Origin of the sequence: Microbacterium sp. SCN 71-21 (genome assembly GCF_001725695.1) — a bacterium.
Classification (GTDB): domain Bacteria; phylum Actinomycetota; class Actinomycetes; order Actinomycetales; family Microbacteriaceae; genus Microbacterium; species Microbacterium ginsengisoli.
Genome location: NZ_MEGA01000068.1, coordinates 1 through 11,865, shown reverse-complemented (window position 1 = coordinate 11,865; position 11,865 = coordinate 1). Strand labels below are relative to the sequence as shown.

General features: G+C 71.3%; 12 protein-coding genes. 5 read left to right on the top strand and 7 right to left on the bottom strand.

Annotated elements, in window-relative coordinates:
* Window positions 1-45 precede the first annotated feature (45 nt).
* The 4 genes from ABT08_RS10230 to ABT08_RS10215 are packed head-to-tail and all read left to right on the top strand — an operon-like array spanning window position 46 to window position 3,399.
* Window positions 46-1,830: a TIGR03767 family metallophosphoesterase gene (locus ABT08_RS10230; protein WP_288114871.1), complete on the top strand. Its 1,785-nt coding sequence runs from the start codon at window positions 46-48 to the stop codon at window positions 1,828-1,830.
* A complete protein-coding gene (locus tag ABT08_RS10225; RefSeq protein ID WP_056519176.1) occupies window positions 1,827-2,171 on the top strand; it encodes a hypothetical protein in 345 nt (114 codons plus the stop codon). The genes ABT08_RS10230 and ABT08_RS10225 overlap by 4 nt, the downstream gene beginning before the upstream one ends.
* Window positions 2,168-2,746 (top strand): hypothetical protein, encoded by a 579-nt coding sequence (locus tag ABT08_RS10220; protein ID WP_056210315.1) that lies wholly within the window; start codon window positions 2,168-2,170, stop codon window positions 2,744-2,746. Before ABT08_RS10225 ends, ABT08_RS10220 begins: the two co-directional genes overlap by 4 nt.
* Complete coding sequence (locus ABT08_RS10215; protein ID WP_056210316.1) at window positions 2,701-3,399, top strand: DUF2461 domain-containing protein; 699 nt, start codon at window positions 2,701-2,703, stop codon at window positions 3,397-3,399. The genes ABT08_RS10220 and ABT08_RS10215 overlap by 46 nt, the downstream gene beginning before the upstream one ends.
* Window positions 3,400-3,725: 326 nt before the next feature.
* Here the strand turns inward: ABT08_RS10215 and ABT08_RS10210 are convergent, their stop codons facing one another.
* The 3 genes from ABT08_RS10210 to ABT08_RS10200 are packed head-to-tail and all read right to left on the bottom strand — an operon-like array spanning window position 3,726 to window position 6,680.
* The gene (locus ABT08_RS10210; RefSeq protein ID WP_045245895.1) at window positions 3,726-4,121 is read right to left on the bottom strand and encodes a VOC family protein; all 396 of its coding nucleotides are present in this window, start codon (window positions 4,119-4,121) and stop codon (window positions 3,726-3,728) included.
* Window positions 4,118-5,680, bottom strand: coding sequence for an amino acid permease (locus ABT08_RS10205; RefSeq protein ID WP_082486323.1), 1,563 nt, complete (start codon window positions 5,678-5,680; stop codon window positions 4,118-4,120). The genes ABT08_RS10210 and ABT08_RS10205 overlap by 4 nt, the downstream gene beginning before the upstream one ends.
* A gap of 37 nt (window positions 5,681-5,717) precedes the next feature.
* On the bottom strand, window positions 5,718-6,680 hold the full coding sequence (locus ABT08_RS10200; RefSeq protein ID WP_353743291.1) for an aldose 1-epimerase family protein: 963 nt from the start codon (window positions 6,678-6,680) through the stop codon (window positions 5,718-5,720).
* Window positions 6,681-6,789: 109 nt separating this feature from the next.
* Between ABT08_RS10200 and ABT08_RS10195 the strand changes: the two genes are divergently transcribed.
* On the top strand, window positions 6,790-9,057 hold the full coding sequence (locus tag ABT08_RS10195) for a heavy metal translocating P-type ATPase (RefSeq protein ID WP_288114870.1): 2,268 nt from the start codon (window positions 6,790-6,792) through the stop codon (window positions 9,055-9,057).
* 45 nt (window positions 9,058-9,102) lie between these two features.
* On the opposite strand, the gene ABT08_RS10190 is transcribed toward ABT08_RS10195, so the two are convergent.
* The 4 genes from ABT08_RS10190 to ABT08_RS10175 form a co-directional block, all read right to left on the bottom strand.
* Complete coding sequence (locus ABT08_RS10190) at window positions 9,103-9,363, bottom strand: DUF6458 family protein (protein WP_045245894.1); 261 nt, start codon at window positions 9,361-9,363, stop codon at window positions 9,103-9,105.
* A gap of 97 nt (window positions 9,364-9,460) precedes the next feature.
* Window positions 9,461-10,273 (bottom strand): HpcH/HpaI aldolase/citrate lyase family protein, encoded by an 813-nt coding sequence (locus ABT08_RS10185; protein WP_056210319.1) that lies wholly within the window; start codon window positions 10,271-10,273, stop codon window positions 9,461-9,463.
* A complete protein-coding gene (locus ABT08_RS10180) occupies window positions 10,270-10,767 on the bottom strand; it encodes a MaoC family dehydratase (protein ID WP_045245890.1) in 498 nt (165 codons plus the stop codon). Before ABT08_RS10180 ends, ABT08_RS10185 begins: the two co-directional genes overlap by 4 nt.
* On the bottom strand, window positions 10,760-11,865 hold a 1,106-nt coding region (locus ABT08_RS10175), incomplete at its 5' end, for an acyl-CoA dehydrogenase family protein (RefSeq protein ID WP_288114868.1). The genes ABT08_RS10175 and ABT08_RS10180, both read right to left, overlap by 8 nt.

Below are 11,865 nucleotides of genomic sequence, written 5' to 3'. Positions count from 1 at the left end.
CATGATGAGCCCACTCGCACACGGTTGCCGACCCGAAGGGCAGCAATGGGGGGACTCTCCCGCCGCCAGTTCCTGGCGCGTACGGCCGCCCTCGCGGCGGCACTCGGCGTGAGCGTCGAGACCCTCGCCCCGCAGCTTGCTCTGGCCCAGACCGACCCCGGGGAGATCCCGAGCACCCTGCTGCAGACGATCCTCTACGGACCGGTGACGAAGGGCTCGTACCGCACCCTCACCACGGGCGTCGGCGAGCCCTACATCGCCCGCTACGACGTGCTCGGCCGCACCGCCGACCCGACCCGCACGAGTCGCCGACGGTCGCTGCTCTACCTTGGGCACCTCAGCGACCTGCACGTCATCGACGCGCAGTCACCCGGCCGCATCGAGCCGATGATCGTGCAGGACCACTCCGCCTGGGGTTCGGCGTTCCACCCGCACGATCCGCTCAGTCCGCACACGACGGCGGCCATGGTGCAGGCGTTCTCCGACGCCCGCTACTCCCCGCTCACCGGGGTTCCGATGGGCGCCGCCGTCGTCACCGGCGACAGCGCCGACATGCACTCCCACCTCGAGCTGCGCTGGTACATCGACCTCATGGACGGCCTCTCGGTGAACCCGGCGTCCTCGGGCAGCACGTATCAGGGCGTGCAGGCGTGGCCCGAGGCGACGTGGGCGTACCGCCCGAACGATCCGAGCGGCGGATCGTTCGGCGACTACGGGTTCCCCACCCTCCCCACCCTGCTCGACGACGCCATCAGCCACCCGGCGACCTCCCCCGGCCTCCCCGCGCCCTGGTACGCCGTCTACGGCAACCACGACACCCTGCTGCTCGGCACGTTCAACCTCAGCCCCACGCTGCACGCCCTCGCCGTCGGCGGCCGCAAGGCGTACACACTCGAAGCGACGGCATCGATGGCGCTCGCGGGCTACGCCGCCAGCGGCAGCGCCGTCACGCAGCTGCTCGACGCGTTCGGCCTCTGGCTCGGACGCCCCGGCTTCAAAGAGGTCACCGCGAACCCCGGCCGCTACCTGTTCGCACAGCGGGACTTCATGGCCGAGCACTTCACGACAGAGACGCAGCCCGGACCCATCGGCCACGGCTTCACCCAGCACAACCTCGACTCGGGCGAGACCTGGTGGACGGCGCAGCTCTCGCCGTTCGTGCGCGCGATCGGCCTCGACACCTGCAACGCCGTGGCCGGCCCCGACGGGGCCCTCCCCGACGTGCAGTTCCAGTGGCTGAAGGCTCAGCTGCAGCAGGCGACCACCGAGGGCATGCTCGTCGTGGTGCTCAGCCACCACAACAGCCTCACTCTCGAGAATGACGCCCAGCGCCCCGGCGACACCACGGTGCTGCACCATGCCGAAGACGTCATCGACCTGCTCCTGGCCTACCCCGTCGCCATCGCCTGGCTCAACGGCCACACGCACCTCAACCAGATCCTCGCCCACCCGGGTGCGAACGGCGGCGGCTTCTGGGAGATCACGACCGCCTCGTGCATCGACTTCCCGCAGCAGCAGCAGGTGCTCGAGATCGTCGACAACCGCGACGGCACCCTCTCGATCTTCACCACCGTGCTCGACCACGCCTCGGCGGCGACTCCCGCCGGCACCGGCGCGTCCCGCGACCTCGCCGCTCGCGCCCGCGAGTTCGCGGCCAACGACTGGGCCGAATCCCCGGCGATGCGTCGCGGCTCCGCCCTCGACCGCAACACCGAGCTGCTGCTCCCGGCCCCGTTCGACCTCGAGAAGATCACGGATGCCGCGCTCGAGGCCCAGCGCATGACCGAGCGCGCACGCATCCTGGCCCACGAGCAGAAGGCGGCATCGTGAGACGCACCTGGGCGCTGGCCGCGCTCGTCGTGGCCGCGGCATCCCTCACCGCCTGCACCCAGGTGCAGGCCATCGCCCCCGTGGGCGGCACCCACCTCGAAGAGGTGAGGTACGCGGGGATCGACGTGCTGCAATCGGCGAAAATCGAGATACTGACCGCGCCCGTGTGCACGCGAGCCACCGACGGCGGCGTCAGCTGCACCGGCGAGACCCTGACGAAAGAGACGATCACCGTGAGCTCCCCCGCGTCCGCGAAGACGACCCTCATCGTGAAGGTCGGCGACACGACCCTCTACGACGGTGACCTGCAGCCCGTGCTCGACAAGGCGGCCGGCAAATGAGCCGCGTGCGCTCGGGCATCGCCCTCGCGCTCGTCATCGTGCTCGGCGCGGTCGCGCAGGGGTTGACGGCTCTGCCCGCCGTCGGCAGCACCGACACGACGGCGCTCTCGATCATCGGCGTCGTGTCGATCGTGATCGTCGTGGTCGAGGTGTGGCTGCTCGGCTGGGCGGCGTGGGCATTCGCGACCCGTGCGCCCGGTGGGCCGCGCGTCGCAGCCTTCGGGTGGATGTCGCTGCTCGTCATCATCCTGCTGGTCGTCGCCGGCGCCGTCTCGATCCTCGTTCCGCTCGTGCTGACAGCGGCCGGATGCCTCGTGGCCGCGGCATCCGCCGGCCAGCGGCCCTGGCACGGCTTCCGGGTGTTCCGCGCCCACCCGTGGGCCGCGGTGATTCTGCTGGTCGTCGGCTCCGTCGTGCTCACCGTCGCCTGGATCGCCGCGTTCAGCGCCGGATTCTTCATCACCGGCGCCGTCGGCGGAATGATCACCTGGCTCGTATTCGGCATCGCCGGAGGCGGCCTGCTGATCTGGTGGTCGTCGCTCGTGCAGCGCACCGCGGCATCCGCAGCATCATGAGCTTCACGGGCCTCAACCCCGACGCGATCGCGTTCTTCGGCGAGCTCGCCGAGAACAACACGCGCGAGTGGTGGCTGGCGAACAAGCACCGCTACGACGAGAACGTGCGCACCCCGTTCGAGCTGCTCGCGGGCGAGCTCGAACCCGAGTTCGGCGGGCTCAAGATCTTCCGTCCCTACCGGGACGTGCGCTTCAGCGCCGACAAGACGCCGTACAAGACCCACATCGGCATGGTGTCCTCGACGCCTCCGGTCGCGTTCTACCTGCAGCTGTCCGCCGAGGGCCTGCTCGTCGGCGGCGGGGTCTACGACGTTCCGCCGCCCGCACTCGCCCGCTTCCGGGAGATCGTCGCCGACGAGGCATCCTTCGCCCGTCTCGAGCCGGTGCTCGCCGGCCTCACGGATGCGGGGTTCACCCTGATGACGGATGACGCGCTGCGCACCGCACCGCGCGGCTACCCGGTCGACCACCCGCGCATCGACCTGCTGCGGCTCAAGCACCTCGCCGTCGGGCTGCGGGAACCCGTCGAGGACTGGTGGTTCACCCCCGTCGCATACGACGAGATCTCGGCGCACTGGCGCGCGGTCGCACCCTGGCTCACGTGGCTCGCCGAGAACCTCGGCGACGACCTCGTACGCGTGCGCGCCCGCTGAGCGGGCGGCTTGTGCGCGGGCGGGCGCCGCGCGGCCCTGACCTTGGATGCCCCCCGTGCCGCGTGCCCCTTCCCCGGGGCCAGGCTGCCCCTTGGCCCTTGCCCCTTGCCCCTTGCCCGAGGCCAGGCTGCCCCTGCCCGACCCGGGCTGAGCGCACCGTCGGATGTTCTCGCCGACACGCCGGGAGTTCGGACCCAGCACCGGCGGGTCGGGCAGAAGTTCCGACGTTAGGCAGGTCGGCGACCCCCGGGGGTCTGAGTCACGGGGTCTGAGTCACGGCGACGGATCACCCGGCCCGTGGCCGGGCCCCCGGGGCTCGGCCCGGCTCAGTCCTCCCAGCCGATGAGCCAGGTGAGGCCGAAACGGTCGGTGACCTGACCGTCGTGGGCGCCCCACGGGCGCACCTGCAGGTCGTCGACGATCGTGCCGCCATCGGCGAGCGCCTGGAACCACCGGGTCAGGGTGTCGGCGTCGGCGTAGCCGAGCAGCGAGAACAGCACGCCTCGCACGTGCGTGGTCTCCTCCCCCGGGGCGATGTCGGCGGCGAACAGCTCGACCGGTCCACGCAGGATGCCGTGCGCGATCGCCTCGCCCGGCCCGTCCGTGCGCGAGAACTGGGCGAACGTGTAGGCCTCGACCTCACCTCCGAACGCGGCCGCATAGAAGTCCAGCGCGGCACGGGCCTCGCCGTCGAAGTGAAGGTACGGAGCGGGGGCGGTCATGCATCCTCCTCGGGTCGGGGCGGTCCGGCGACGACGGGGTGCGTGCCGGTGTAGCCCTCGCGTGCGGCCGCCGCGGCGTAGATGCCCTTGCGGGCGGCGAACCAGCCGATCACGAGCGCGGGGATGAGCACGATGAGCGAGGCGAGCACCCAGCGCCCGCTCTCCGAGAAGCCCATCGTGACGAGCACGAACAGCAGGAAGGCGAGCGTGAGGTACGAGGTGTACGGCGCGCCGAAGAGGCGGAACGAGGGCTCTTTAAGGATGCCGCGCTTCGCCCACGTCCGCAGCTTGAGCTGGCAGAGGATGATCGTCGCCCAGCCGCCGATGATGCCGAGGGCGGAGATCTCCAGCACGATCTCGAAGGCCTCGGAAGGCCACAGCGCGTTGATGCCGACACCGCAGAGCGTGATGGTGGTGGTGAGCAGGATGCCGCCGAACGGCACGCCGTGACGGCTCATCTTGGCGGTGAACCGTGGGGCGGAGCCGTTGACGGACATCGAACGCAGGATGCGACCCGTCGAGTACAGCCCGGCGTTGAGGCTCGAGAGCGCGGCCGTGAGCACGACGAAGTTCATCACCGACCCGGCGACGGCGCCCGCCTGCGGGGATCCGATGTGGGAGAAGAACGTGACGAACGGAGACTCTCCGGCCTCGTAGGTGGTGAACGGCAGCAGCAGCGAGAGCAGCAGCACCGAGCCGACATAGAAGATCGCGATGCGGAAGACGACGGTGTTGATCGCCTTCGGCATGACCTTCTCCGGCTCGGCCGTCTCACCCGCCGCGGTGCCGACGAGCTCGATCGCCGCGTAGGCGAACACGACCCCCGAGATCGCGAGGAGAGGCGCGACGGCGCCGAGGGGGAACACGCCCCCGTTCTCGGCGATGACCGAGAAGCCCGTCGCACCGATGTCGGTGCGCCCGCCGAACACGATGAAGCAGACGCCGACGACAAGGAAGACCACGAGCGCGCTCACCTTGATGAGGGCGAACCAGAACTCCATCTCGCCGAACAGCCGCACGCTCACGAGGTTGACCGACAGCACCACGACGAGGGCGAGCAGGGCGATCAGCCACTGCGGCACCTGCTGAAGCGGCTCCCAGTACTGCGCCCAGAACTTGACGTACAGAGCTGCTGCCGTGACGTCGACGATCGAGGTCATCGCCCAGTTGAGGAAGTACAGCCACCCCGAGACGAAGGCGAGCTTCTCGCCGTAGAACTCGCGCGCGTACGAGACGAACGACCCCGACGACGGGCGGTGCAGCACGAGCTCGCCGAGGGCCCGGAGGATCAGGAACGCGAAGAAGCCGCAGATCGCGTAGACCAGCACGAGAGAGGGTCCGCTCGAGGCGAGACGCCCGCCGGCCCCCATGAAGAGGCCGGTGCCGATCGCACCGCCGATGGCGATCATCTGGATCTGCCTCGGTCGCAGGGTCTTGTGATACCCGGCGTCCTCGGTGGAGAAGTCCGCGACCGCGAGCGCGCGGTCCCCCGTGGTGCCGATGGGTCCCTCCTGGGCGTCTTCCGGATCGAGCCTGCTCGTGTCGGTGCGGTCTGTCATGCGCTCCCCGTTCGCACGCGGCGGCGCCGCGGTGGAGTCAGTCTCCCACTGCCGACAGCGTCCACGTGACGGATGCTGCCTCCCCCGGCGCGATCGACCGCACCCCGGTGTCGAACGGGTACCGCTCCGCGTTGAAGGCGTCCGGCGCGCACGTCATCGGCTCGACGGCGACGCCGATGCGGTGTCCGGGGCTTCCCGGGCCGCCGGGCTGGTCGGCGGTGCAGATCTGCACCCACGGCGACCCGGCGTCGAAGGTGATGCGCGCGCCTCGGGCCGTGGCATCCGTCACTGTCACGGATGCCACACCCGCGCCGTCACGCGCGAGATCGGTGAACGCGTGGTCGATGCAGACCTCTCCGATCACCCGCGGTTCGCGGAAGTCGAAGCGAGCGGCGTCGACGGCGACCTCGGCGAGGTCGAGCGGCTTCAGGCGCCGCCGGGTGACCTCGAGCACGCGGGAGGCGGGGAGGTGCAGGAGCGCCTCGTCGACGGAGCCCGTCGCCGGAAGGAGGTAAGGGTGGGGTCCCGTGCCGAACGGCGCCGGAGTGTCGGACAGATTGACGGCGGTGACCGTCTGGGTGAGCCCGGAGCCGTCGAGTCGGTAGTCGACGTCGACGCGAACCCGCCAGGGGTATCCGGACTGCGCCGCGATCGTCGTCGTCAGGAGGGCGCGCTCGGGCGTGTGGGCCACGACGGCGAAGTCGTGCCAGCCGACGAGTCCGTGCAGGGCGTGGCCTCGCTCCGGCTCGGTGAGGGCGACGCGATGCGTCTCCCCTGCGAAGCGATACTCGCCGTCGACGATGCGGTTCGGCCACGGCGCGAGCGTCGCGCCCCGGAACGCGGGGCGCACCTCGTCGCGGGCGAACGGGACGATCAGGTCGCGGTCACCGAAGCGGAGGACGCGCACCGTCGCGCCGACCGTGCTCAACTCGGCGAGGTATCCGCCGCCACGAAGGGTCAGCGCGGTGCCGGACAGGGGGGCCGAAGCGTCGATGCTCACGGGGCGATCCTGGCAGACCCGTCGCGCGACGGCCACACGCGGCGCGGAACGCGACCGCGCTGTGGTCGGCCGGTTGCGCCGACATACCCCTCAGGGGTATACAGGATCTGTGACCACGAACAGCCCCGATCAGACGGACGACCACGTGCATCCGCACCCTCAGGTGCACCCGCACTCCCCCGACGCGCCGCGCTACGCAGCGCCGGCACCCGCTGACGCCCACGAACGGCATGACCATGCGGGGTGCGAAGACGACGGCGGGCACGACGCGCACGACGACCACGCGAGTCACTCCGTGCACGACCACGGCGACGCCACCGTCGCCAGCGACCACACTGACCGCGCCGACCACAATCACTCGGCGCACGACCACACGGGACACGACCACGCGGGGAACGACCACTCCGGCCACGACCACTCCGGCCACGATCACTCCGCGCACGTCGGCCAGTTCCGTCGCCTGTTCTGGATCATGCTCGTGATCGCCGCGCCCGTCGTCGCCTTCTCGCCGATGTTCGCGATGCTCGTCGGCTACGAGGTGCCCGCGGCATCCGTTCTGTCGTGGGTGTCGCCGGTGCTCGGCACGGTGATGTACGTCTGGGGCGGGCGTCCGTTCCTGGTCGGCGGCGTCGCCGAGCTGCGGGCGCGGCGGCCCGGGATGATGCTGCTCATCGCCCTCGCGATCACGGTCGGGTTCGTCGCATCGTGGGGGGCCTCCCTCGGGCTGCTCGACCACCAGCTCGACTTCTGGTGGGAGCTCGCGCTTCTCGTCGTCGTGATGCTGCTCGGGCACTGGATCGAGATGCGGGCCGTCGCGCAGACGTCGTCCGCGCTCGACGCGCTCGCCGCTCTGCTCCCCGATCGGGCCGAGCGTGTCACCGCCCAGGGCACCGAGTCGGTCGACCCGGCGACGCTGCGGGTCGGCGATGTGGTCGTCGTGCGCCCGGGCGGACGCGTTCCCGCCGATGGGCGCGTGGTGTCGGGAACGGCGGCGATCGACGAGTCGATGATCACCGGCGAATCGCGCCCGGTCACGCGCTCGACCGGCGATGCCGTCGTCGCCGGCACGGTCGCGACCGACTCGGGCCTGCGTGTCGAGGTGACCGCGGTCGGCGACGACACGGCTCTCGCCGGCATCGCGCGGCTCGTCGCCGAGGCGCAGCGCACCACGACCCGCGCACAGCGCATCGCCGATCGTGCCGCGGCGTGGCTGTTCTGGTTCGCGCTGACGGCCGCCGTGGTGACGGCCGTCGTCTGGACGGCGGTCGGCCTGCCTGATGACGCCGTCGTGCGCGCCATCACCGTTCTCGTCATCGCGTGCCCGCACGCACTGGGTCTCGCGATCCCGCTCGTCGTCTCCATCGCGACCGGCCTCGCAGCCCGCGCCGGCATCCTCGTGACCGATCGCCTCGCGCTCGAGAGCATGCGCACGGTCGACGTCGTCGTGTTCGACAAGACCGGGACCCTCACGGCGGGCACTCCCGAGGTGACCGCGCTCGACTCCACGGACGAGAACCGGATGCTGCGCCTCGCCGCCGCTGCCGAGAGCGAGTCGGAGCATCCCCTCGCCCGGGCGATCGTGGCTGCGGCGGAGGGTCGCGGCATCCGACTGCCGGAGGCCCACGACATCGTCACGACCCCCGGCGTCGGGGTCGTCGCCCGCGTCGAGGGACACCGCATCTCGGTCGGCGGCCCGGCCCTGCTCGCCGCCGCCGGACTCGCGCCCGTTGCGGTGGCGCAGGCGTGGAGCACCACCGGGTCGACGGTGCTGCACGTCGTCGTCGACGGCAGCACGATCGGCGCGATCGCGCTCGACGACGCGGTGCGCCCGACCTCGCGGCAGGCGGTCGCCGCGCTGCGGGAACGCGGCGTCGACGTCGTGATGCTGACCGGAGACGCCGAACCGGTGGCGGCGCGCGTGGCTGCCGAGGTCGGCATCACGCGCTGGATCGCCGGAGTGCGCCCCGAGGACAAGGCCGCCGAGGTCGCGCGGCTTCGCGCCGACGGTCACCGCGTCGCGATGGTCGGCGACGGCGTGAACGACGCACCCGCGCTCGCGGGAGCCGACGTCGGCATCGCGATCGGCGCCGGCACCGACGTCGCGATCGCCTCGGCCGGGGTCGTGCTGGCGGGGTCCGACCCGCGCGCCGTCGTCTCGGTCATCGACCTGTCACGGGCCAGCTACCGCAAGATGGTGCAGAACCTGTGGTGGGCGGCGGGTTACAACCTGGTCTCCGTACCGCTCGCGGCTGGCGTGCTCGCCCCGATCGGCTTCGTGCTGCCGATGGCGGTGGGTGCCGTGCTCATGTCGCTGTCGACGATCGTGGTCGCCGCCAACGCCCAGCTGCTGCGGCGACTCGACCTGCGCCTGCGTTGAGGGCGGGTCGGGGCGTCGTGCATGCGACACCCCGACGCGCGCACGTCAGAGGGTGTCGTTCGTGGATTCCGTGGTCGAACGGGTGGTCCGCTGACCGCTCGCCGGATCGACCTCCGTGCGGGTGACGGTCGAGGTTTGACGACGCCTCGATATCGAGACCAGACCGATGATGAACACCACGACGCCCGCGGCGATCAGGATGTAGCCGATGAGCGACAGGTTCACGAACCCGCCGACCGGGATGTTCAGCGCGAACGCGAGAATCGCACCGATGACGATGAGGGCGATGCCTCCACCAACTCCCATGACACTTCTCCTCTCGGCAGCGCCCACGCGATGCCGAACCGATCATGTCGCGTGCCACTCCCGCTGCGCACAGGGTTGACAGCGGCCGGCCGGCCCCTCACCCGCCGGCGCGGGCGACCACCGCGCGGGCGTGCCGCAACAGCGGCTCGTCGACCATCGCGCCGTCGAACGCGAACACCCCCGCCCAATCCTCGGCGGCGGCGAGCACCGCCCGGGCACGCGCGACCTCCGCCACGGTCGGCGCGTAGGCCGCGCGGACGACGGCGACCTGGGCGGGGTGGATGCATGCGGTCGCGTGGAACCCGGATGCTGCGGCATCCCGTGCCTCCTCGGCCAGCCCCCGCTCGTCGTCGATGTCGATGTGCACGGCGTCGACCGCGGCAAGCCCGTACGCCCCCGCGGCGAGCAGCACGCGCGATCGGGAATGGCGAGCGACGTCGCGGTAGCGACCGTCCCGGGCACGGCTGGAGGTGCCGCCGAGCGAGGCGACGAGGTCCTCGGCGCCCCACATCAGACCGATCACCGTGGGGAGGGTGGCGAGGGATTCGGCCTCGATGACGCCGCGCGCCGTCTCGCAGAGCGGGATGAGGCGGTAGCGGATGTCGATCGTCGCGAGCGCTGCCGCAGACGCCGCCTTCGCGACCATCAGGGTGCGAAACGGCGTCGTCGCGAGCGCCGCGAGGTCGGCGACGTGGTCGGCGGTTCCGACCGGATTGACGCGCACGATGGTGCGGTCGGGGTCGAGATCTGCAGCCGCGAGGGCCGCCCGGGCCGCGGGTCTGTCGGCGGCGGCGACGGCGTCCTCGAGATCGAGGATGACGCCATCGGCGCGCTCTGCGGCCTTGGCGAACCGGTCGGGTCGGTCGGCGGGGCAGAACAGCAGCGCGGGCCCCGGCAGCTCGACGCTCATGACTCGCCCCGGTCTCGACACCAGACGAGCACGATCCGGGATGCCGCGGCCACCACGACTCCGTCCTGATTGCGGCCCGTGTGGCGCAGGGTCACAACCCCCTGGCCCGGGCGCGATCCGGAGATGCGCGCGGCGAGCACCTCGGATTCGACGATGAGGGTGTCACCGGCGAACAGCGGCGCGGGGAAGGAGATGTCGTCGAGGCCGACCTGGGCGACGAGCGTGCCCTGCGTGAGCTGCGCGACCGAGAGGCCGACCATGGTCGCGAGGGTCCACAGCGAGTTGATGAGGGGCCGTCCGAACGGCTGGGTGGCGGCGTACGCGGCGTCGAGGTGCAGGGCCTGCGGGTTCATGGTGAGGGTCGTGAACAGCACGTTGTCGGCCTCGGTCGCCGTGCGCCCTGGCCGGTGACGGTAGCGCGCGCCGACCTCGAACTCCTCGAAGTAGAGTCCGCGCTGCTCGATGGGTGCGCGCGGGTCGACAGGCTCAGACACGGGCGGGCTCCTCGAGGCCGAGCGACCGGGAGATCAGAAGCAGCTGCACCTCGGTGGTACCCTCGCCGATCTCGAGGATCTTCGCGTCGCGGTAGTGCCGGGCGACCGGGTACTCGTTCATGAACCCGTTCCCGCCGAACACCTGGGTCGCATCGCGCGCGTTGTCCATCGCGGCCTCGCTGGCGACGAGCTTGGCGAGCGCCGCCTCGGTCTTGAACGGCCGGCCGCCGTCGCGCAGCCGGGCGGCGTAGTGCCAGGCGAGGCGGGCGGTATGCACGCGCGCCTGCATGCGGGCGATGAGGAACTGGATGCCCTGCCTGCCGGCGAGCGCCGACCCGAACACGGTGCGCGACTTGGCGTAGTCGACGGATGCCTCGAGGCATCCTTCTGCGGCACCGGTCGCTAGCGCGGCGATGGCGATGCGCCCCTCATCGAGCGCCGCGAGGAAGTTCGCGTAGCCGCGGCCCCGCTCGCCGAGGAGGTTCTCGGCCGGCACCCGGGCATCGACGAAGGTGAGCGGGTGCGTGTCGGAGGCGTGCCAGCCGACCTTGTCGTAGGCGGGCTCGACGGTGAACCCGGGGGTGCCGTTGGGCACGATGATGGTCGAGATCTCGGGGCGTCCGACGCGGGCGCCGGTGACGGCGGTCACCGTCACGAAGCGGGTGATGGCGGTGCCCGAGTTGGTGATGAACTGCTTCGCCCCGTTGATCACCCATTCGTCGCCGTCGAGCCTCGCGGTCGTGCGGGTGGCGCCTGCATCCGATCCCGCCTCGGGCTCCGTGAGACCGAAACCGGCGAGCGCTCGCCCCGCGACGAGGTCGGGGAGCCACCTCTCACGCTGGGCGTCGCTGCCGTGGCGGAAGACGGGCATGGCGCCCAGCCCGATGCCGGCCTCGAGGGTGATCGCGATCGACTGGTCGACGCGTCCGAGGGCCTCGATCGCGAGGCACAGGGCCATGTAGTCGCCGCCCTGGCCGCCGACCTCCTCGGGGAAAGGCAATCCGAACAGACCGATCTCCCCCATCTGCGCGACGATGTCGAGCGGCAGCGTGTGGGTGCGGTCGGCCTCGTACGCGCGGGGCGCCACCACCTCGTCGG